Genomic DNA, 20,196 nt, shown 5'->3' with positions numbered 1-20,196 from the left:
AGACCATGAACTTTCGCACCATTTGCATTGCCATCATCGTGGCTTTTATCGCCGTGCTGGCGGCTTTTAACTGGACGGCACTTTCAACCCCTAGCACGGTATCGTTGGGCGTGACGACGATTGAGGCCCCGCTGGGCTTGCTGATGCTGGCGCTGACCACTTTGCTCAGCGTTTTCTTCATCGCCTATGTGCTGTGGATGCAGGGCTCGGTGCTGATGGAAGCGCGTCGCCACGCCAAGGAAATGCAGAGCCAGCGCGATCTGGCGGACAAGGCTGAGGCATCGCGCTTTACCGAGCTGCGCGGCGTGCTGGAAGCGCTGCATGCCAAGGATAAAGAGGCGTTGATGGCTCGCCTTGATGTGCTGGAGGTCCATCTGGTGCAGCGTGCTCAGGAGTCGGACAACAGCACGGCGGCTTATGTGGGGCAGCTGGAGCAGCAACTGCACAATATCAACCGCCTTTGATTCAAGATTGATAGCTGCTTTCGCCTGATTAGCAAGTGCTAGAGGCTAAAAAGGCATGAAAAAAGCCGCTGCATTGCAGCGGCTTTTTTGTGAGGCGACCTGAATTACTTCTTGTCGTTGCCCAGCTGGGGCAGTGCGTTGGAGCTGCTCACGCTCAGCAGGCCAGCCTGCGAGTAGATGGCCAGCTTGGCGCGGGTGTCGATCAGGTCCAGGTTGCGCATGGTCAGCTGACCGATACGGTCGATGGGGCTGAAAGGCGCATCTTCGACCTTTTCCATGGACAGACGCTCGGGAGCGTAAGTCAGGTTGGGCGACTCGGTGTTCAGGATCGAGTAGTCGTTGCCGCGGCGCAGTTCCAGCGTCACGGTGCCGGTCACGGCGCGGGCCACCCAGCGCTGCGAGGATTCGCGCAGCATGATGGCCTGAGGGTCAAACCAGCGGCCCTGGTACAGCAGACGGCCCAGACGCAGGCCGTTGATGCGGTACTGCTCAATGGTGTCTTCGTTATGGATGCCGGTCACCAGACGCTCGTAGGCGATGTGCAGCAGGGCCATGCCGGGGGCTTCGTAGATGCCGCGGCTCTTGGCTTCGATGATGCGGTTTTCGATCTGGTCGCTCATGCCCAGGCCGTGGCGGCCACCGATGCGGTTCAGCTCGAGGAAGACTTCGACAGCGTCGGTGTATTCCTTGCCGTTGATGGCCACGGGGCGGCCTTCGTCGAACGTGATGGAGACTTCTTCAGCCTTGACTTCGACTTCAGGCTTCCAGAAGGCCACGCCCATGATGGGGTTCACGATGCGAATGCCGGAGTTCAGGAATTCCAGATCCTTGGCTTCGTGGGTGGCGCCCAGCATGTTGGAGTCGGTGGAGTAGGCCTTTTCAGCCGACATCTTGTAGCCGAAACCTTCCTTGGTCATGAAGGCCGACATTTCAGCGCGACCGCCGAGTTCGTCGATGAAGGTGCTGTCCAGCCAAGGCTTGTAGATCTTCAGATCAGGGTTGGTCAGCAGACCGTAGCGGTAGAAGCGCTCGATGTCGTTGCCCTTGAAGGTCGAGCCATCGCCCCAGATGTTGACGTCGTCTTCCTTCATGGCAGCCACCAGCATGGTGCCGGTCACAGCGCGGCCCAGGGGGGTGGTGTTGAAGTAGGTGATGCCACCGGTGGAAATGTGGAAAGCACCGGACTGGATAGCGGCAATGCCTTCGTTGGCCAGCTGAGGGCGGCAGTCGATCAGGCGGGCCTTTTCAGCGCCGTATTCCATTGCCTTGCGAGGGATCTCGTCGTAGTCGGCTTCGTCGGGCTGACCCAGGTTGGCGGTGTAAGCGTAGGGCACAGCGCCCTTGTTCTTCATCCAGCGCAGAGCGGCGGAGGTGTCCAGACCGCCGGAGAAGGCGATGCCGACCTTCTGGCCGACGGGAACATTTTGCAGAATGGTTTCCATGAGATTTCTCTTCAAAGTGATAGCTGCAAGCGCTTGATGAATAAGCGTTTGGGGCTGAAAAGGCTTGAAATTTCTATGCCTGTATCAGGCACTGCTCCAACGCGGATTAAGCGTAATGGCAGATGTAGTGATAGGCCTCGGTCACGCGAATGTCGAACTTGGAATTCGCGGGGATATGGAAGCTTTCGCCTGCCGCAGACTTCTTCCACTCATCGCTGCCGTCGAGCTTGTACTCGCAGGCGCCGCCCACGCATTCCATGATTTCTGCGGCAGCGGTGCCAAAAGTCAGGGTCGCGGGCAGAACCACGCCGACCGACTTCTTGGTGCCGTCAGCCAGAGTGAAGCTGTGGCTGACGCACTTGCCGTCAAAGTAAACATTGGCCTTGGTGGTGAGGCTGACGTGGTCGATGGTTTCGGTGGTCATGGAAGAAGTACGCTGAGCGTGGTCGAAGGTCAAAACCTCTGATTTTAGGCCACGAGATTTGTACCTGTGCGAATGCTTGGCAAAGGCAGGAAAAACAAGAGCCCCGTAGTGGGGCTCTTGCTCAGTTTTTGCAACCGATTGGGCGCGGATCAGCGGCGCCAGCCGTGACCACCACCATGTCCATGGTTGGGGCGGTAACCACCGCCGTAACCCCGGTAATAGTAACTAGGGCGCGTGGCGTAGTAGGCACCGGCACCAATGACAGCGCCCAACAGCAGGGGGCCGACATAGTCAGTTGCCGAATAGCTGGAGCCGGCCGAATACGTGGGCGCTACCGGCTGCGGTGCGTAATAGTTGCTTGGGTAGCCGGCTTGATAACCATTTGGGTAATCGCTGGGGTAGCCAGTCTGGTAGCTGCCCTGAGTGTTTTGCGGGTAGCTGGTCGAATAAGCGCCTTGCACCGGAGCCTGGTTGCTGTAGTAACCGTTGTTGCTGTAAGTGCTGTTGTTGGCGGCAGGCTGCACATTCAGCGCAATCCACTTGCCGGGCGGCTCGGTTGTCTGTGTGGTGTAGCTGCGCCCGTTGTACTCATAGGTTACGTTGTAGCCCACGGTACGGTTCTGATAGAAGGTCTGTGTGCTGCATTGGCGCACAGTCTGGTACTGGGCAGGGCCAGTCGCTTCGACCTGATTGCCCAGCATGGCACCGCCGATCAGGCCTGCACCTGTGGCTGCTGCACGACCGCCGCCGCCGCCAATGGCATTGCCCAGCAGACCGCCTGCAATGGCTCCGACCACCGCGCCCGCGCCGCTTGGGCGGGGGGCGACTGCCACTTGCTGGTCATTGCACACTTGCTGAGGCACGGCAACTTGCTGCGTGATGGGGGTGGAAGAAAGCACGCGGCCTTGCTCCTGGGCAAATGCACCGGTTGCTGCAGCGGCTGTGAAAGTCAAAACTGCCAGAGTTTTCATGAACATCTCTCCTGTCTCTGAGGCTATAACGCGCCAGATCACGAAAAAGTTTATGGGATCTGCGTGAATCCGATGACTCTGCAGGGTAAAACTAGGTAAAGCAATGTGTGAATGTGAGTAATTGCTTATTCCTTGATGAAGGCCTGCCAGTCATCTGCCTTGAATCCGACCGTGATTTTCCCGTCGGCCCATTCCACCACGGGGCGTTTGATCGTGCTGGCGTGCTCCTGCATCACGGCAGCTGCGCTGACTGCATCGACTGCGCTGGCTTTGGTGTCTTCATCGAGCTTGCGCCAGGTGGTGCCCTGGCGGTTAAGCAGTTTTTCCCAGCCCACGGCCTGCATCCAGTCGGGCAGACGTTCGGCGGGAACGCCTTGTTTTTTGAAGTCATGAAACTGGTAAGTGATGCCTTGCTCACTCAGCCAGACTCGTGCCTTCTTGACAGTGTCGCAGTTAGGAATGCCATAGACAGTGGTGATCTTGCTCATGAGGTATCAGCTTCAGTGAAACGGTTGGAGTTGGATGTAACGTATTTGCCATGTGCCAGAGCTCATAGGGCCTCTGGCTGTCGGCGACAATAGCGCCCAGTATGCACACCACATTTCCCACCTTGGATGCATGGCTTGCTTATTGCGAGCGCCTGCATCCCCAGAACATTGCCCTAGGTCTGGATCGCGTGCGTGAAGTCGCACAGCGCATGGGCCTGAAATTCGATTGCCCGGTCATCACGGTGGCTGGCACCAATGGCAAGGGCTCAACCTGTGCCATGCTCGAAGCCGTGGCCCTGCAGTCCGGCTACCGCCCCGGTGTCTACACCTCCCCCCATCTGGTTCACTTTGAAGAGCGCTGCCGTATTGGCGGTGAAATCGTCAAGGCCGCTGAGCTGCTGCCGCACTTTGAAGCCGTAGAGCAGGCCAGAGTGAAGGGTGGTGAAGAGGTTGCGCTCACTTACTTTGAATTCACTACGCTGGTCATCATGCACTTGATGAGCCAGTCCAAGCTGGATGTAGCGATTCTGGAAGTCGGTCTGGGCGGTCGCCTTGATGCCACAAACATTGTGGATGCCGACTGCGCCATCATCACCAGCATCGACCTCGACCACATGGAGCTGCTGGGCCCGGATCGCGAAAGTATCGGACGCGAGAAGGCGGGCATCATGCGTGCAGGTCGCCCTGTCATCGTCAGCGACCCCGTACCCCCGCAAAGCGTAATTGACCATGCTGCTGAGATCGGTGCCGAGCTTTGGCGCTTTGGCAAAGACTTCAATTACGACGGTGATAAGCAGCAATGGGGCTGGGCTGGCCGCAGCCGCCGCTATGCGGGTCTGGCTTATCCAGCGCTGCGTGGTGCCAATCAGCTGATGAACGCCTCTGGAGTGCTGGCAGCCTATGAAGCCATTCGCAGCAAGCTGCCCGTGACTGCGCAGGCAGTGCGCACAGGCCTGTCCATGGTGGAGCTGCCCGGTCGCTTCCAGATTATTCCGGGTCAGCCCACATTGGTGCTGGATGTCGCTCACAACCCGCACTCGGTGGCGGCGCTGACGGCTAATCTGGATGCTATGGGCTACTTTCCGACCACGCATGTCGTCTTCGGTGCCATGGCTGACAAGGATTGGGAGCCCATGCTCACCAAGGTGGGTCCGCTGATTGACCGCTGGTACTTCACCGATCTGCCCACACCGCGTGCAGACTCAGCAGAAGGCCTCAAGGCCAAACTCGAGCAATTGCAGGCCAAGGGCGTGATTCGCAAAGATGTGAGCATGCAAACCTTTGCCAATCCGCAGCAGGCACTGGATGCCGCTGTAGAGGCAAGCGATGCCGCTGATAGAATCGTGGTCTTTGGATCGTTCTTCACCGTCGGCGGAGTGCTGCAACATGGCACACCTCGTCTGAACGCCAAACACCTGGCTCATTGAGCCTGCGGTCAGCCGTCCGGGCTTATGTCCGGCGACTGACCTCAACCTGTCCAAATTCATGGCACTTTTCAATTTCCGTTGGCCTGGCAAAAAAGACGATGCCGAGTCTGTGGCTGGAGCCAAGCGCCCCAGCCGCCTGGCCCAAGGCGAAAGCGTGGATGACATGCGCCGCCGCGCACGTCATCGCCTCATCGGCGCTGCTGCGCTGGTGCTGATTGGTGTGGTGGGATTTCCGTTGTTGTTTGATACGCAACCGCGTCCCATCCCTGTCAATATACCCATTGAAATTCCAGATCAGGCGAATTCTGCCCCAGAGGTGGTGCCCGGCACTTCCTCTGGTCGCGTTGCAGCCAATGCTTCTTTGGATGATGGCGAAGAGGTTCTTGCTCCATCAAGAGCGGCTGCGCCAGCTCCATCTGCTGCGTCCGTACCCGTGGCTGGCGCAGTTGCAACAGCGGCTGCTGTTGGGGCTTCTGCGGTAGTTGCTTCTCAGTCCAAGCCAGAAGCGAAGCCTGAACCTAAGCCGCAGCCCAAGCCCGAGGTCAAGCCTGAGCGCAAACCCGAGCCGAAGCCAGAGTCGAAACCTGAACCCAAGCCAGAAAAGCCCAAGGCGGAAGTTAAAAAGCCTGAGCCCGAGGTCAAGAAGCCTGAAGCCAAGCCCGAGCCAAAGCACAGGCCTGAAAAGGCCGATGAAGCTGCTCGTGCCCGCGCATTGCTGGAAGGTCGTTCCGCGCCAGAAGCGGCTGTGGCCAAGGATAACTCTGCTGGCAATGAGCGCTTTATCGTGCAGATTGGTGCTTTTGCTGAAGTTAGCAAGGCCAATGAGATCAAGGGCAAGCTCGGTAGTGGTGCGTTTACGCAGTCTGTAGATACCAAAGACGGCACGCGCACACGTGTACGAATGGGGCCTTTCAAGAGCCGTGAAGAGGCGGATAAGGCTGCAGCCAGAGCCAAGGGGCTGGGTTTTCCAGCATCGGTGTTCAAGGGCTGATTTGAGTTTTTGCGCGACGTTTTTGACTGATGACCACGCTGGACTGGATTTTTATCGCCGTATTGCTGGGCTCCATGCTGTTGGGTGCCTGGCGCGGTCTGGTCTATGAAGTCTTGTCTTTGGTGGGCTGGGTGGTCGCTTTCATGGTGGCGCGTACCTGGGCGCAAGAGGTAGCCGTGTGGTTACCGCTGGATGGCTGGGATATGCAACTGCGCTATGCGGCAGGTTTTGTCTTGCTGATGGTGGGAGCCATGTTTGCCTGGGGTGTGATCTCCTGGTTGTCAAAGCAACTGATCGAGGCGGTGGGGCTGAGGCCGGTGGACCGCACTCTGGGTGCCTTGTTTGGTGTCTTGCGTGGCGGCTTGCTGCTTCTGGTACTGGCGCTGGTCATTCAGTACACCCCGCTGCACAAGGCGCAGTGGTGGCTGGATTCCGCTTTGGCACCTTGGTTGTCTGCGGCGCTGGGTTGGGTTTTGCCGGCTTTGCCGCCGGAGTGGGAGCAGTATTTGCCTGGGGCGGCTTCTTGAAGAAGAGTTTTTTGTCGCAATTTACGTGAGTGAAGAGTGGCTAAAGTGTTTGCTGTAAAACGCAGTGAGCGCTGACGTTGATTTGGCTTTGGCGCGATCCGCCATGCCGGATTTCAAAGCGCAGGCTAGCCAATGGGTGGCGAAGCAGGCGAGTGTGGCGAAGAGCAATCTTCGCGAACAGATGGAACGCAACTATGTGTGGAATCGTTGGTGTGGTGAGCACCGCACCCGTGAATCAGCTGATTTATGACGCCTTGCTGCTGCTGCAGCACCGCGGGCAAGATGCAGCCGGCATCGTGACCCAACAAGAACGCAAGTTCTTCATGCACAAGGCCAAGGGCATGGTGAAGGACGTGTTCCGCACCCGCAATATGCGCGCTCTGCCCGGTAATGTGGGTCTGGGTCAGGTGCGTTACCCCACGGCGGGTAATGCATCCAGCGAAGAAGAGGCTCAGCCCTTCTATGTGAATGCGCCCTTCGGCATTGTCATGGTGCACAACGGCAACCTCACCAATGCCAAGCAGCTGCGCCGTGAACTGGCCGATAACGACCACCGTCACACCAATACTGAGAGCGACTCTGAAGTGCTGCTCAACGTGCTGGCCCACGAAATTGGTCGCGCCTCCAGCGGTGCTCCGCTGGAGAGCAAAGATATTTTTGAAGCGGTTCGTGCGGTGCACAAGCGCATCAAGGGCTCGTACTCCGTGATCGCTCTGATCGCTGGCTACGGCTTGCTGGCTTTCCGCGATCCCTTCGGTATTCGCCCTCTGTGCATGGGTCGCGGTGCGGATGGCTCCATCATGCTGGCCAGCGAATCGGTAGCGCTGGAAGGCACCTCGCAAGTGTTCGAGCGTGATATCGCCCCCGGCGAAGCGATTTTTGTGCACGACGATGGCCGCGTTGAAAGTCAGCAATGCTCTGAAAAGAGCCAGCTGAACCCTTGCGTGTTCGAGTATGTGTATCTGGCGCGTCCAGACTCCACCATGGATGGTATTTCGGTTTATCAGGCCCGCCTGAACATGGGTGAGACCTTGGCCAAGCGCGTGGTCTCGATGGTTCCGCCCAATGAAATCGATGCAGTGATTCCTATCCCTGAGTCGAGCCGCCCCAGCGCGATGCAGCTGGCGCAGTTGCTGGGCAAGCCTTACCGCGAAGGTTTTGTGAAGAACCGCTACGTGGGCCGCACCTTCATCATGCCGGGCCAGGGTGCGCGCAAGAAATCGGTACGCCAGAAGCTCAATGCCATTGGCAGCGAGTTCAAGGGCCGCAATGTGCTGCTGGTGGATGACTCCATTGTGCGTGGCACCACCTCCAAGGAAATCGTGCAGATGGCACGCGATGCCGGTGCCAACAAGGTGTATCTGGCATCGGCTGCGCCACCCGTGCGTCACCCTAATGTGTACGGCATTGACATGCCCACACGCTCCGAGCTGGTGGCCCATGGCCGCAGCGTTGAAGAAATTCGCCAAGTCATTGGCTGCGACGCACTGATTTATCAGGACGTGGACGCCATGAAGCAGGCTGTGGGCAAGATCAATGCTCAGGTTGATGGCTTTGAGGCATCCTGCTTTGACGGCATCTACATCACCGGCGATATCTCCGATGAAGAGGTGACGGCGCTGAATGAAGGCCGTAACCGTGGCAGCGAAGAGGAAAGCGAAGACACTTCGCGTTTGTCTTTGCCCAACGCTCAAGACAATTGAGCGTGCAGTTGCAGAAACAGTGCGCTGAATGACTGAATGAAATGGGTTGCTTAGGCAACCCTTTTCATTCAGGAGGACAATATCGTTGCCATGCGCTTAGTCCGCTCTTGTAAAGTGAGCGTTCTGCGCCTGTCAATAAAGGGCTTGAGTACAATTTGACTTAAAACCTGAAGGCCTGCGCAAGGCGTATTCAAAGACCGGCCTGGCAAGTGCCGCTGGTCAATCTGGTTGAGTAAAACGCTTTGGAGTGATTGACTCCTAAGCGGCGCTCGTGACCAGTACCAACCATCTGGATTTGACGACTGTGAATAACAAGACATTACCTGAAGGTTTGCATCCTGAGACTTTGGCCGTGCGTGAAGCGGTTGAGCGCAGCCAGTGGGGCGAGCATTGCGAAGCCCTGTACATGACCAGTAGCTTTGTGCAGCCCGACGCAGCGACCGCGGCACGCCGTTTTGCCAACGAAGAGCCCGGTTTTACTTATAGCCGCACTGGCAATCCCACCGTCACCAGCTTTGAAAAGCGACTGGCGGCCATGGAGGGCACAGAATGCGCGGTTGCCACATCCACCGGCATGTCGGCCATTTTGCTGGTCGCGTTGACGGCACTCAAGTCGGGCGATCATGTGATCTGCTCGCAGTCCATGTTCGGCTCCACCATCAAGCTGCTGGGCACGGAAATGGCCCGCTTCGGTGTGGAAACCACCTTCGTGTCACAAACCGATATCGAAGCCTGGAAAGCAGCCGTCAAGCCCAACACGCGCATGCTGTTTGCCGAGACCCCAACCAACCCGCTGACAGACTTGTGCGACATTGCTGCACTGGCCGAAGTAGCTCATGCCAATGGCGCCTTGCTGGCCGTGGACAACAGCTTTGCCACCCCCGTGCTGCAGCAGCCCGTGAAGTTCGGTGCAGACATCGTGGTGCATTCGGGTACCAAGTTCCTGGATGGCCAAGGTCGTGTCATGGCCGGTGCGGTCTGCGGCACCATCGCGCTGGTGGACAAGGTCATGGGCACCTTCCTGCGCAGCGGCGGTCTGAATATCGCCCCTTACAACGCCTGGACGGTGATGAAGGGGCTGGAGACTCTGGCTCTGCGCGTCAAGGCGCAAAGCGCTGCGGCATTGGAGTTTGCGACTTGGCTGGAGGGCCATCCCAAGGTTGCCCGCATGTACTACCCCGGTCTCAAGAGCCATCCGCAGCATGAGCTGGCCATGCGTCAGCAAAACGGCATGGGCGGCGCAGTGTTTGCCTTTGATGTGATTGGTGACAACGCCGAGCAACTGCGCGCCAACGCTTTCCATGTAGTGGACAGCACCCGTTTGTGCTCCATTACGGCTAATCTGGGTGATGTGAAGACCACGATTACTCACCCCGCCAGCACCTCGCATGGCCGTTTGACCGAAGCCCAGCGTCAGGCTGCAGGTGTAGGTCAGGGCTTGATTCGTATTTCCGTGGGCCTGGAACACCTTGATGACTTGAAGGCTGACCTTTCCCGTGGACTAGACACGCTGAAGTGAACCCCCTGAGCCGCTCGCAACTTCCTCCTCTCATGTAGAGGGGCCTTCGCCGCGAGGCGGCTCTTGCTCGGCATCTCTGGTTGATAGCATGCTCCATTCAGGGAATGCGCTTTCGACATTTGATTTGCAGCACAAGGATTTTTTGACATGACTACTAACAAAATTCGCACTCGCTTTGCTCCATCGCCTACGGGCTTTATCCACTTGGGCAACATCCGCTCGGCTCTGTACCCCTGGGCCTTTGCTCGCGCCAATGGCGGCGACTTTGTGCTGCGTATTGAAGATACCGACCTGGAGCGCTCTACACAGGCTTCGGTGGATGTGATCATCGAAGGCATGGCGTGGCTGCAGCTGGACCATGACGAAGGCCCGTTCTACCAAATGCAGCGCATGGATCGCTACAAGGAAGTTCTGGCTACGCTGCAAGATAAGGGCTATGTCTACCCCTGCTATATGAGCATGGAAGAGTTGGATGCCCTGCGTGAAAAGCAGATGGCCGCCAAGGAGAAGCCACGTTACGACGGTACATGGCGCCCTGAGCCTGGCAAGGTACTGCCCGCTATTCCTGAGGGCGTGAAGCCTGTGCTGCGCTTCAAGACGCCTCAGTCCGGTGTCGTTGGCTGGGAAGACAAATGCAAGGGTCGTATCGAATTCCAGAACACCGAGCTGGATGATCTGGTGATTGCCCGCCCTGATGGCACACCTACCTATAACTTCTGCGTCTGCGTTGATGACATGGACATGAACATCACCCACGTGATTCGTGGCGATGACCATGTGAACAACACGCCTCGCCAGATCCACATCTTTGAAGCCTTGGGCGCTGCTGTTCCTGTGTTTGCGCATCTGCCTACCGTGCTGAATGAGCTGGGCGAGAAGATGAGCAAGCGCAACGGTGCCAAGGCTGTGACCGCCTACCGTGACGAAGGCTATCTGGCTGATGCCATGGTGAACTATCTGGCCCGTCTGGGCTGGAGCCACGGCGACGACGAAATTTTCAGCCGTGCGCAATTCCTGGAGTGGTTCAACCTGGATCACCTGGGCCGCAGCGCTGGTCAGTTTGACGAGGCCAAGCTGCGCTGGGTGAATGCCCAGCATCTGAAGGCCATGGATGACTCCGAGCTGGCTCAGCTGGTCAAGCCTTTTGTCATCAAGGCCGGTGTGGCTGAAAGCGTGATCGATGCGGATGACCGTCTGGTGCGCATTACCGCTCTGTTCAAGGATCGCTGCGAAACGCTGGTTGATCTCGCTAACTGGGCCAAGGTCTTCTATGTAGAGAGCGTGGAGCGCAATGCCGAAGACTATGCAAAGCATATGACAGAGGCAGCGAATCCTTTGCTCGATGCTTTTGTGGCTGTGATTGAAGGCGTTGAATGGAGCAAGGAAGCCATTGCCGCGGCCATCAAGGAAATGCTCAAAGCCCAGGGCGCGAAGATGCCTGCGCTGGCTATGCCAGTGCGTGTTTTGACCGTGGGAACAGCCCACACTCCATCGGTTGATGCAGTGCTGGAATTGCTCGGACGTGAAAAAGTTATCGCACGTTTAAAAAATCGCTAAAAACCTGTCTATAATTCGAGGCTCAGCACAACGCAACTAATTAAATGGTTGTGTTGTGAGGAGAAGGAATTTTGGGGGTATAGCTCAGCTGGGAGAGCGCTTGCATGGCATGCAAGAGGTCATCGGTTCGATCCCGTTTACCTCCACCAAAAAGTTATTGACGGCTGATTGAAAAATCAGAACCGTTCTAGGATTGACCTTATCGTCTAGAGGCCTAGGACACTACCCTTTCACGGTAGGTACCGGGGTTCGAATCCCCGTAGGGTCGCCAAGTTTGAAGCGCTGGTAGCTATTGAAAAAATAGTGAAGCTTCCTGCCAGGAGTGGTAGTTCAGTTGGTTAGAATACCGGCCTGTCACGCCGGGGGTCGCGGGTTCGAGTCCCGTCCACTCCGCCAGTTTTAAGCTAGTCGCTTGATCAAAAGAGCGCCTTTAATTGAAGAAGGCGCTTTTTTATTCGGTTGCAGCAGCTGTCCAAGGATTGACCTTATCGTCTAGAGGCCTAGGACACTACCCTTTCACGGTAGGTACCGGGGTTCGAATCCCCGTAGGGTCGCCAAGTTTGAAACGCTGGTAGCTATTGAAAAAATAGCAAAGTTTCCTGCCAGGAGTGGTAGTTCAGTTGGTTAGAATACCGGCCTGTCACGCCGGGGGTCGCGGGTTCGAGTCCCGTCCACTCCGCCACAGTTTTTGGGGGTATAGCTCAGCTGGGAGAGCGCTTGCATGGCATGCAAGAGGTCATCGGTTCGATCCCGTTTACCTCCACCAAAAAGCTATTGACGGCTGATTGAAAAATCAGAACCGTTCTAGGATTGACCTTATCGTCTAGAGGCCTAGGACACTACCCTTTCACGGTAGGTACCGGGGTTCGAATCCCCGTAGGGTCGCCAAGTTTGAAACGCTGGTAGCTATTGAAAAAATAGCAAAGTTTCCTGCCAGGAGTGGTAGTTCAGTTGGTTAGAATACCGGCCTGTCACGCCGGGGGTCGCGGGTTCGAGTCCCGTCCACTCCGCCACAGTTTTTGGGGGTATAGCTCAGCTGGGAGAGCGCTTGCATGGCATGCAAGAGGTCATCGGTTCGATCCCGTTTACCTCCACCAAAAAGTTATTGACGGCTGATTGAAAAATCAGAACCGTTCTAGGATTGACCTTATCGTCTAGAGGCCTAGGACACTACCCTTTCACGGTAGGTACCGGGGTTCGAATCCCCGTAGGGTCGCCAAGTTTGAAGCGCTGGTAGCTATTAAAAAAATAGTGAAGCTTCCTGCCAGGAGTGGTAGTTCAGTTGGTTAGAATACCGGCCTGTCACGCCGGGGGTCGCGGGTTCGAGTCCCGTCCACTCCGCCAGATTTTAAAAGCCGCAATCAAGAAATTGGTTGCGGCTTTTTTGTTGGGTTTGGGTGTGTAAAAAGAGTTTTTAGCTCCTGATTTCCTAGCGAGATACCCTTGCCATGCAAGTGCTATGGCGATACGCTATGGTTTACCCACTTGCAACTGCTAACAAAAGTTTTCAATACGGGAACTTTTGTTGCTGTGCAGTACACCATCTAGTCATCATCGGGAATTGCTTCTGATGGTTGTCATTCATCTTCTCGTTCACTTCTGACACTCTTCTTCTGATCCATGCGTCCGGCGTTTTCTTTCTTGCTGTCGCTGCTGATGTTTGCCTCCATTCTTGGAGTGCAGCTCGCAGTCATGTGGCCTGCTGCCACGCAAGATGTGGCGGCTCTGGCTTATGTGCTCGAAGCCGAGCCGCATGAGTACGGCGTGGATGTGCTGCAGGAGTTTGAAGAGGATGTGGAAGACGATGCGCTGGAGTATTCCATCCATCGACCTCACCGCACTGCCGAACTCAACACAGCGCAGGATGATCGCAATGAATTGTTTGGCCCACCCGAAGCAGTAGCTGTCGGGGTGGCTCATGTCTGGGTGCCTCCACAAGGGCATATGGTGCACCCTACTTCTCCTTGGCCTGACAGCATGCTACGTCCGCCAAGTACGAGCCTGCCGTTGGCAGGCAAGCTCCAGCGTACCTGACGCCATAACGCGTCATTGCTTTTGCGCTGGGCTATATCGCCCATCGATACCTGCTGCCCTTTGATTCTGCCCGGCGAGGCGGGAATGTACTTGCCTTTTTGCATGGTGCCGAGGCATTTCAAAGGTTGGCTTCACCTGCACAGGTGCACCTGATCTCGCATCACGCGCGGCGAATGCCGTGCGTATCAGCGGGCTTTCAACCCTTTTCTCACTTTATCTGCCCTCAAGAAGGCAGCTGTGTTCTATGTTCAATAGATCGATAGTGCCGGCGTACCTAACGGCCAAAGCCGCACCTAAACTGCGCCTCAAACGTACGGCAATGCTTGGACTCTGTGTGGCTGCAGCTCTGTCTGCACATGCGCAGACCCCCAGCTCCAGCGCACCACAGATCAGCAGCACCATTTCAGATAAGGCTCAGCCTCAACTGTCACTGATGCAGCTGGTGCAGACCGTGCTGGACAACAACCCTGAGCTGCGTTCCGTGCAGCAGTCAAGCGTGACAGCTCAGGCTGCCGTGGTCAGCGCAGGTGCCTTGCCTAACCCGAAGCTGGAATGGAGTCGTGGCGATAACAAGGCGCGCATGGCATCGGCCACGCCAGGTAATGTGCAGAGCATGAGCATTTCTGTGCCCATTGAGATGCCTTCGGTGCGTAATGCCCGTATAGAGGCCGCGCAGGCGGGGCAGCGGGCTTCTGTGCATCAGATTGCAGCATCTCGCAATGCGCTGGTGGCGCAGGTCAAGCTCAAGGCGTATGAAGTAGTGCTGCGTCAGGCTCAGGCTCAGGCCGCTTATGACGCTGTCAAGCTTTTGGAGCAGGCGCATGAGCGCGTGCGTGTTCGCGTCTCCAGTGGAGAAGCTGCGCGCTACGAAATCATCAAGGCCGATGCCGAGCTTATCAATGCACGTCAGCAAGAGCAAACGGCCAAACTGATGGCAGAGCAGTCTCAGCTCACGCTCAACCGCATGGCGGCCGGTCAGCTGCCTCAGCGTTTTGACCTTGCGCTGTCACTGCAAGACCCTGTGGCCAAAGCTCAATTGAACGGTATTAACTGGCAGGCGCATCCCGAGTTGCTTCAGTTGCAGTCAGAGGTGGACAAGGCTGAAGCCCAAAAGCAAGGCGCCAAGGCCAGCCGCTGGCCCGGGCTTGAGCTGCGCTATGCGCAGACGCGCGAGCCTGATATTCGCAACAACACCGTGGGTGTGAGCATGCAGATTCCTTTGTTCGACCAGCGGCGCGGCCCGATTGACGAGGCTGTATCCGAGGCCGAGCGTGCCCGTCTGCGTATGGAAGGCCGCAAGGCAGAGCTTGAGCAGCAAATGCTCCAGGCCGAAAAGGTCATGGAGATGGCCAAGGTTCGCACCAAGGCGCTGGGCGAAGGCTCGGTGCGTGAAGCGGAGTCTGCGCTGCGTGTGGCTGAAGCCGCTTACCGCTATGGCGAGCGCGGAATTTTGGATGTGCTGGATGCCCAGCGCGTGCTGCGTGCAGTGCGTGCGGATTTGCTGGAAGCGCGCTATCAGCTGCAGTCCGCCCGGATTGAACTGGATTTTCTGGCTGGCCGTTACGCCGAGCCTTCCGCGCTTTGATCGCTCAAAGCTAAGACCCCGTTTTCGTATTTTTTGAATTCGCTATATGTCTTCTCATCATCAATCCAGGACGAATCGTCCTGTCTCTCTGGTTCTGGCGCTGGCATTGGCTGGACTTGCCACGCTGACTTTGACGGCATGCGGCAAAGATGACTCAGCGGCTGCCGCTGTGGCAGCTGCCAATACCCAGGCTGAGCTGGACCCTATGGAAGTCAAAGTCTCTGCCGAGATGGCGACTAGCTTCAAGACGGCTGCTGTGACTCAGTCTGACGTGGCGTCTGTGCTGGAGATTTCCGGGCGCATTGAAGCCAATGAGCGCAAGGTGACCCGTATCGGTGCCGCAGTGACCGGTCGCGTGACGGATGTGTTGGCCGAAACCGGTGATCGCGTGAAGCTGGGGCAGACCCTGGCACGTGTGGCCAGCCCTGAGCTGACAACTGCCCAGCTGGCCTATATGCGCGCCAGCGCCACCGCGACACTGGCCGAGCGCTCTGCTGAGCGTGCGCGTCAACTGATTGCGGCGGATGTGATTGGTTCTGCAGAACTGCAGCGTCGCGAGTCTGAAGTGCAGATCGCTCGCGCTGAGCTACGTGCGGCGGGTGATCAGCTCAAGCTGATGGGTCTGTCATCTGATGCGTTGACGAGTCTGCGTGTGCAAGGCAGTGTGGCTCCCAATGCCGCCATTACCGCCTCCGCTTCTGGCATCGTGATTGAGCGCCAGATCAGCCAGGGGCAGGTGGCGCAGCCCGGTGATCCTTTGTTCACGGTGGCGGATCTGTCCAGCGTCTGGGTGGTGGGTGCTTTGCCTGAACAAATCGCGCGAAGCGTGAAGACTGGCCAGAACGTGCAGATTGATGTGCCTGCGCTGGGTCTGACGGTTGAAGAAGCAACGATTGCCGGCAAGATCATTTATGTGGGCGATACCGTGTCGCCCGAGACCCGAACAGTGACGATTCGTACCCAGGTCGACAACAAGGATCTGGCACTCAAGCCACAGATGCTGGCCACCATGAAGATTCAGGGTGCGATGGAGAAGACGCTGGCTATTCCTGTTTTGGCCGTTGTGCGTGAGAACGACAAGGACCACGTTTACGTGAAAAAGGCGGAGAACCACTATCGCCTGACGCCTGTGGAGCTGGGTGCTGCCAGCGGTGAGTTGCGACCTGTTATCAAGGGCCTGAGCGAAGGCACGCAGATCGTAATTGAAGGTGCTTTCCACCTGAACAACGAGCGCAAGCGCGCTGAGCTGGAGTAAGCCCATGATTGCCTCCATGATTCGTGCCGCGCTATCGCAGCGGCTGGTGGTGATTGTGCTGGCGCTGGTTGTCTGTGGATTTGGCCTGCGTGCTGCCATGAATCTGTCGGTGGATGCCTTCCCCGATGTGACCAATGTGCAAGTGCAGGTTGCCACCGAAGCGCCCGGACGCTCTCCCGAAGAAATTGAGCGTTTTGTGACTGTGCCTCTCGAAATCGCCATGACGGGCTTGCCCGGTCTGGCCGAGATGCGCTCGCTTAACAAGAGCGGTCTGTCCATCATTACGCTGGTGTTTACTGAAGCGACTGATGTTTACTTCGCACGCCAGCTGGTGACAGAGCGCCTGATCGAAGTTACACCGCGCATGCCTGAAGGCATCGTGCCGGTGCTGGGTCCTGTGTCTACCGGTCTGGGTGAGGTTTACCAGTACACGCTGGATCACCCCGATGATGGTGAGCGCGCGCTGACTCAGGAAGAGTTGACCGAGCGCCGCACCATTCAGGACTGGGTGGCGCGCCCGCTGCTGAGATCCATTCCTGGTGTGGCTGAAATCAACTCTCAGGGTGGCTACGTTAAGCAATACCAGGTGCTGGTCGATCCCGGTCGTCTGCGTCACTATGGTTTGACAGTGCGCCAGGTCGTTCAGGCTGTGGCAGATAACAACGCCAATGCCAGCGGCGGCATTCTGCCGCAGGTGACAGAGCAGTATCTGATCCGCGGCGTGGGCATGATCCGCTCGCTGGAAGATATTGGCAATATCGTGCTCAAGGAGCAGGGCGGGGTGCCTGTCTATGTGCGTGATGTGGCCAAGGTGCAGATTGATGCCGAAGTACGCCAGGGCGCGATCATCAAGGGGGGTTATACCGAAGGCGTTTCCGGCATTGTGCTGATGATGCGCGGCGGCAATGCCAAGGAAGTGGTGACCCGCGTGAAAGAGCGCGTGGACGAGATCAATACCAAAGGCATGCTGCCCGGTGGCTTGCAGATCGTCTCTTACTACGACCGTACCGATTTGGTGGACTCGGCTTTGTGGACCGTGGGCAAGGTGCTGATTGAAGGCATCTTCTTGGTGGTGATCGTGCTGTTTGTCTTCCTGGGTGATGTGCGCTCCAGTCTGATCGTTGTGGCGACGCTGATCATTACGCCGCTCACGACCTTCATCATGATGAACAAGTACGGCATCTCGGCCAACTTGATGTCGCTGGGAGGGCTGGCCATCGCCATTGGCCTGATGGTGGATGCGACCGTGGTGGTGGTGGAGAACGTCTTCCACAAACTGGGGCAGGCAGGCGATTCACGCGGTGAGCGCATTCGCACTGTGCTGTCTGCCACGGTGGAAGTGGCTACGCCCACGATCTTCGGTATCGCCATCATTATTTTGGTGTTCTTGCCGCTGATGACTCTGCAAGGCATTGAGGGCAAGATGTTTGGCCCGCTGGCGCTGACCATTGCCATGGCTCTGGCGATTTCGCTGGCCGTGTCGCTGTTCCTGTCGCCCGTGCTGTGCTCGTACTTCCTCAAGGGCGGTGCGGACCACGATACCAAATTGATTGGTTTCCTTAAACGTCACTACCTGAACCTGCTCGATGCTGCTACCGCACGCAATCGATTGACTCTGGCTGTGGCGGTGGCTCTGCTCATCGGCTCGCTGGGTTTGTTTCCCTTGCTGGGCAAGTCTTTCATGCCCACCATGAAGGAAGGGGCCTTGACGCCGCAGATCAACCGCGTGCCAAGCATTTCTCTGGATGAATCCATCCGCATGGAAATGGCTGCCATGAAGGAAGTGGCGCAGGTGGCTGGTGTGAAGTCTGTGGTGTCCAAACTAGGTCGCGGGGAATCGCCTGCTGATCCTGCCGGACCTAATGAGTCTGACCCTATCGTGCTGCTGGACCCCGAGTCTGAACGCACACAGGATGAAATCGACGAAGAGATTCGTCAGCGTCTGTCCAAGATTCCGGGCGTGCAGATTGTGCTGTCGCAGCCTATTTCTGAGCGCGTGGATGAAATGGTGACCGGCGTACGTTCGCAGCTGGCCATCAAGGTGTTTGGCGATGAGCTGAATGAACTCAAGGATGTCTCCGAGCAAGTGGCGCGTATTCTGAAAAGCGTCTCTGGTAGCACGGATATTCGTGTTGAGCGTCTGTCGGGTCAGCAAGCTTTGACGGTGGATATTGACCGCAAGGCAATTGCACGCCATGGCCTCAATGTGGCAGATGTGCAGAGCGTTCTGGAATCCGCCATTGGCGGCAAGGATGTGACCACGCTGTATGAAGGTGAGCGTCGCTACTCCGTAGTGGTGCGCTTCCCCGAGGTCTATCGAGGCTCGGCTCAGGCCATTGGCGCAACTTTGTTGACGACCTCCGCTGGCGCGCAAGTGCCGTTGAGTAGTCTGGCCAAGATTGAACTGGTGGACGGCCCTGCGCAGATCAGCCGCGAAGGCGGCAAGCGCCGCGTGGTGGTGGGTGCCAACGTGGAAGGGCGTGACCTGGCAGGTTTTGTGGCCGAGGTCGAGCAGCGTCTCGAAAAGGAAGTCAAGTTGCCTGATGGCTACTACTTCAAGTTCGGTGGCCAGTTTGAGAACATGGAGCGCGCCATGGGTACGCTGCAGGTGATCGTGCCATTGACCATCGTGGCCATCTTCTTCCTGCTATTCCTGTTGTTCAACTCCATCAAGATCGCCAGCCTGATCATTCTGGTGCTGCCATTCGCATCGATTGGTGGCCTGATCGGTTTGTTTGTCACGGGTGAGTATGTGAGCGTGCCAGCCTCCGTGGGCTTTATTGCTCTATGGGGTATTGCCGTGCTCAACGGCGTGGTGCTGGTCTCCAGCATTCGCCAGCTGCGACAGGATGGAATGGATGTGGCGCAAGCTGTGCGTGAAGGCTGTATTCAGCGATTCCGCCCGGTGATGATGACCGCGACAGTTGCATTGCTGGGTCTGGTGCCGTTCCTGTTTGCGACAGGTCCTGGTTCTGAGGTCCAGCGCCCATTGGCGATTGTGGTGATCGGTGGTCTGATTACCTCGACTCTGCTGACGCTGGTGGTGCTGCCTACGCTGTACCGCTGGTTTGATGAGAAGCCGACTGAGGCCTAAGTACCTCCTGAGGCGCTTTGCGCCTTCCCCCTCTCTTTTGGGGAGGGGGACAACAGCTTTACTGAGGCGGCCGCCCTTGTTTGCTGCTTCTTGCGTGAGGAGCGTCAGTTTTGACGCGTGAATACTAAAAGGAGAGTGAATCTATGCCGATGAAGGAAATCCGGGCCATTGTGAGGCCCAGTCGCTTAGAGCGCCTGCGCACTGCGCTGCGTGCCATTCCTAACTTTCCCGGCGTGACCATTTTCAAGGCTGAGGGCTTTACGGCTCCTGCTGCGGTGGACAAGCGCACCGTCAAGGATGAGTTGACTGACTTTTCGGACAAGCTCATGGTCTGCGTCATCGTGGATGAGTCCATGGTGGAGCCGATTCGCGAAGCCATCGTGATGGCCTGCCGCACTGGTCAGATCGGTGATGGTTTGGTCTGGACGGTGGACATTGGCGAAATGCACCGTATCCGTGATGGTGGCGCTGTGAGCTAATGCGCTTGATATGCTGAAGTGAAAAGGGATGCTTGTTGCCTCCCTTTTTTATGTTCACGATAAATTGTTGAGCGTTTCCCCTGAAGCAGTAAAAAGCCTGTGCTACAATTTTTGCATTGCAGCAGAAAAACACTTGTTTCTTTGCTTCAGGGGGTATAGCTCAGCTGGGAGAGCGCTTGCATGGCATGCAAGAGGTCATCGGTTCGATCCCGTTTACCTCCACCAAAAAGTTATTG

The 20,196-nt window shown here is 57.1% G+C and carries 16 protein-coding genes and 12 tRNA genes; 24 read left to right on the top strand and 4 right to left on the bottom strand.

Features of this window, described 5'->3' with window-relative positions:
* Positions 1–5 precede the first annotated feature (5 nt).
* Positions 6–464: a Signal transduction histidine kinase gene (locus CLU84_RS13630; RefSeq protein WP_099737617.1), complete on the top strand. Its 459-nt coding sequence runs from the start codon at positions 6–8 to the stop codon at positions 462–464.
* Positions 465–568: 104 nt separating this feature from the next.
* Here the strand turns inward: CLU84_RS13630 and argG are convergent, their stop codons facing one another.
* The 4 genes from argG to CLU84_RS13610 all read right to left on the bottom strand — a co-directional run bounded on the left by argG (position 569) and on the right by CLU84_RS13610 (position 3,789).
* The gene (argG, locus tag CLU84_RS13625; protein WP_099737616.1) at positions 569–1,906 is read right to left on the bottom strand and encodes an argininosuccinate synthase; all 1,338 of its coding nucleotides are present in this window, start codon (positions 1,904–1,906) and stop codon (positions 569–571) included.
* Positions 1,907–2,012: 106 nt separating this feature from the next.
* On the bottom strand, positions 2,013–2,330 hold the full coding sequence (locus CLU84_RS13620; protein WP_099738023.1) for a pyrimidine/purine nucleoside phosphorylase: 318 nt from the start codon (positions 2,328–2,330) through the stop codon (positions 2,013–2,015).
* Positions 2,331–2,479: 149 nt separating this feature from the next.
* The gene (locus tag CLU84_RS13615; RefSeq protein ID WP_099738022.1) at positions 2,480–3,301 is read right to left on the bottom strand and encodes a glycine zipper 2TM domain-containing protein; all 822 of its coding nucleotides are present in this window, start codon (positions 3,299–3,301) and stop codon (positions 2,480–2,482) included.
* A gap of 125 nt (positions 3,302–3,426) precedes the next feature.
* Positions 3,427–3,789, bottom strand: coding sequence for an ArsC family reductase (locus CLU84_RS13610; RefSeq protein WP_099737615.1), 363 nt, complete (start codon positions 3,787–3,789; stop codon positions 3,427–3,429).
* A 101-nt stretch (positions 3,790–3,890) separates the two neighbouring features.
* Here CLU84_RS13610 and folC point away from each other — a divergent pair, with 101 nt between their 5' ends.
* The 23 genes from folC to CLU84_RS13495 all read left to right on the top strand — a co-directional run bounded on the left by folC (position 3,891) and on the right by CLU84_RS13495 (position 20,185).
* Positions 3,891–5,216: a bifunctional tetrahydrofolate synthase/dihydrofolate synthase gene (gene folC, locus CLU84_RS13605; protein WP_099737614.1), complete on the top strand. Its 1,326-nt coding sequence runs from the start codon at positions 3,891–3,893 to the stop codon at positions 5,214–5,216.
* A 58-nt stretch (positions 5,217–5,274) separates the two neighbouring features.
* The gene (locus CLU84_RS13600; RefSeq protein ID WP_099737613.1) at positions 5,275–6,207 is read left to right on the top strand and encodes an SPOR domain-containing protein; all 933 of its coding nucleotides are present in this window, start codon (positions 5,275–5,277) and stop codon (positions 6,205–6,207) included.
* Between the two features lie 29 nt (positions 6,208–6,236).
* Positions 6,237–6,734, top strand: a complete 498-nt coding sequence (locus tag CLU84_RS13595) for a CvpA family protein (RefSeq protein ID WP_099737612.1) — start codon at positions 6,237–6,239, stop codon at positions 6,732–6,734.
* A 194-nt stretch (positions 6,735–6,928) separates the two neighbouring features.
* Positions 6,929–8,437 carry an amidophosphoribosyltransferase gene (purF, locus tag CLU84_RS13590; protein ID WP_099737611.1) on the top strand — a complete coding sequence of 503 codons (1,509 nt, stop codon included), beginning with the start codon at positions 6,929–6,931 and terminating at the stop codon, positions 8,435–8,437.
* Between the two features lie 304 nt (positions 8,438–8,741).
* The gene (locus CLU84_RS13585; protein ID WP_099738021.1) at positions 8,742–9,956 is read left to right on the top strand and encodes an O-succinylhomoserine sulfhydrylase; all 1,215 of its coding nucleotides are present in this window, start codon (positions 8,742–8,744) and stop codon (positions 9,954–9,956) included.
* Between the two features lie 147 nt (positions 9,957–10,103).
* Positions 10,104–11,513 carry a glutamate--tRNA ligase gene (gene gltX, locus CLU84_RS13580; protein WP_099737610.1) on the top strand — a complete coding sequence of 470 codons (1,410 nt, stop codon included), beginning with the start codon at positions 10,104–10,106 and terminating at the stop codon, positions 11,511–11,513.
* 73 nt (positions 11,514–11,586) lie between these two features.
* A tRNA-Ala gene (locus tag CLU84_RS13575) sits at positions 11,587–11,662 on the top strand.
* A 46-nt stretch (positions 11,663–11,708) separates the two neighbouring features.
* Positions 11,709–11,784 (top strand) — tRNA-Glu (locus CLU84_RS13570).
* Between the two features lie 48 nt (positions 11,785–11,832).
* Positions 11,833–11,909, top strand: a tRNA-Asp gene (locus tag CLU84_RS13565).
* Between the two features lie 85 nt (positions 11,910–11,994).
* Positions 11,995–12,070 (top strand) — tRNA-Glu (locus CLU84_RS13560).
* A gap of 48 nt (positions 12,071–12,118) precedes the next feature.
* Positions 12,119–12,195 (top strand) — tRNA-Asp (locus tag CLU84_RS13555).
* 8 nt (positions 12,196–12,203) lie between these two features.
* Positions 12,204–12,279: transfer RNA gene (locus tag CLU84_RS13550), tRNA-Ala, on the top strand.
* 46 nt (positions 12,280–12,325) lie between these two features.
* Positions 12,326–12,401: transfer RNA gene (locus tag CLU84_RS13545), tRNA-Glu, on the top strand.
* A gap of 48 nt (positions 12,402–12,449) precedes the next feature.
* Positions 12,450–12,526, top strand: a tRNA-Asp gene (locus CLU84_RS13540).
* 8 nt (positions 12,527–12,534) lie between these two features.
* Positions 12,535–12,610 (top strand) — tRNA-Ala (locus tag CLU84_RS13535).
* A 46-nt stretch (positions 12,611–12,656) separates the two neighbouring features.
* Positions 12,657–12,732, top strand: a tRNA-Glu gene (locus CLU84_RS13530).
* A 48-nt stretch (positions 12,733–12,780) separates the two neighbouring features.
* Positions 12,781–12,857, top strand: a tRNA-Asp gene (locus CLU84_RS13525).
* A gap of 276 nt (positions 12,858–13,133) precedes the next feature.
* Positions 13,134–13,547 (top strand): hypothetical protein, encoded by a 414-nt coding sequence (locus tag CLU84_RS13520; protein ID WP_099737609.1) that lies wholly within the window; start codon positions 13,134–13,136, stop codon positions 13,545–13,547.
* Positions 13,548–13,866: 319 nt separating this feature from the next.
* Positions 13,867–15,132 (top strand): TolC family protein, encoded by a 1,266-nt coding sequence (locus CLU84_RS13515; RefSeq protein WP_099737608.1) that lies wholly within the window; start codon positions 13,867–13,869, stop codon positions 15,130–15,132.
* 46 nt (positions 15,133–15,178) lie between these two features.
* Positions 15,179–16,387 carry an efflux RND transporter periplasmic adaptor subunit gene (locus CLU84_RS13510; RefSeq protein ID WP_099737607.1) on the top strand — a complete coding sequence of 403 codons (1,209 nt, stop codon included), beginning with the start codon at positions 15,179–15,181 and terminating at the stop codon, positions 16,385–16,387.
* A 4-nt stretch (positions 16,388–16,391) separates the two neighbouring features.
* Positions 16,392–19,481, top strand: coding sequence for an efflux RND transporter permease subunit (locus CLU84_RS13505; protein WP_099737606.1), 3,090 nt, complete (start codon positions 16,392–16,394; stop codon positions 19,479–19,481).
* 143 nt (positions 19,482–19,624) lie between these two features.
* Positions 19,625–19,960 carry a P-II family nitrogen regulator gene (locus CLU84_RS13500; RefSeq protein WP_099737605.1) on the top strand — a complete coding sequence of 112 codons (336 nt, stop codon included), beginning with the start codon at positions 19,625–19,627 and terminating at the stop codon, positions 19,958–19,960.
* Positions 19,961–20,109: 149 nt separating this feature from the next.
* Positions 20,110–20,185: transfer RNA gene (locus CLU84_RS13495), tRNA-Ala, on the top strand.
* Positions 20,186–20,196: the final 11 nt, after the last annotated feature.

It is taken from the genome of Comamonas sp. 26, from assembly GCF_002754475.1.
GTDB lineage: Bacteria > Pseudomonadota > Gammaproteobacteria > Burkholderiales > Burkholderiaceae_C > Comamonas.
The sequence above is the reverse complement of the archived record's forward strand: the minus strand, read 5'-3'. Positions and strand labels throughout refer to the sequence as shown.

Excerpts from the sequence above, each read along its gene's own strand:
- CLU84_RS13515 (WP_099737608.1), top strand. The coding sequence starts at position 13,867 with ATGCTTGGACTCTGTGTGGCTGCAGCTCTGTCTGCACATGCGCAGACC.
- CLU84_RS13630 (WP_099737617.1), top strand. The coding sequence starts at position 6 with ATGAACTTTCGCACCATTTGCATTGCCATCATCGTGGCTTTTATCGCC.
- CLU84_RS13510 (WP_099737607.1), top strand. The coding sequence starts at position 15,179 with ATGTCTTCTCATCATCAATCCAGGACGAATCGTCCTGTCTCTCTGGTT.
- CLU84_RS13620 (WP_099738023.1), bottom strand. The coding sequence starts at position 2,330 with ATGACCACCGAAACCATCGACCACGTCAGCCTCACCACCAAGGCCAAT.
- CLU84_RS13600 (WP_099737613.1), top strand. The coding sequence starts at position 5,275 with ATGGCACTTTTCAATTTCCGTTGGCCTGGCAAAAAAGACGATGCCGAG.
- argG (WP_099737616.1), bottom strand. The coding sequence starts at position 1,906 with ATGGAAACCATTCTGCAAAATGTTCCCGTCGGCCAGAAGGTCGGCATC.
- CLU84_RS13595 (WP_099737612.1), top strand. The coding sequence starts at position 6,237 with ATGACCACGCTGGACTGGATTTTTATCGCCGTATTGCTGGGCTCCATG.
- gltX (WP_099737610.1), top strand. The coding sequence starts at position 10,104 with ATGACTACTAACAAAATTCGCACTCGCTTTGCTCCATCGCCTACGGGC.
- folC (WP_099737614.1), top strand. The coding sequence starts at position 3,891 with ATGCACACCACATTTCCCACCTTGGATGCATGGCTTGCTTATTGCGAG.
- CLU84_RS13500 (WP_099737605.1), top strand. The coding sequence starts at position 19,625 with ATGCCGATGAAGGAAATCCGGGCCATTGTGAGGCCCAGTCGCTTAGAG.
- CLU84_RS13505 (WP_099737606.1), top strand. The coding sequence starts at position 16,392 with ATGATTGCCTCCATGATTCGTGCCGCGCTATCGCAGCGGCTGGTGGTG.
- CLU84_RS13610 (WP_099737615.1), bottom strand. The coding sequence starts at position 3,789 with ATGAGCAAGATCACCACTGTCTATGGCATTCCTAACTGCGACACTGTC.
- CLU84_RS13520 (WP_099737609.1), top strand. The coding sequence starts at position 13,134 with ATGCGTCCGGCGTTTTCTTTCTTGCTGTCGCTGCTGATGTTTGCCTCC.
- purF (WP_099737611.1), top strand. The coding sequence starts at position 6,929 with ATGTGTGGAATCGTTGGTGTGGTGAGCACCGCACCCGTGAATCAGCTG.
- CLU84_RS13615 (WP_099738022.1), bottom strand. The coding sequence starts at position 3,301 with ATGAAAACTCTGGCAGTTTTGACTTTCACAGCCGCTGCAGCAACCGGT.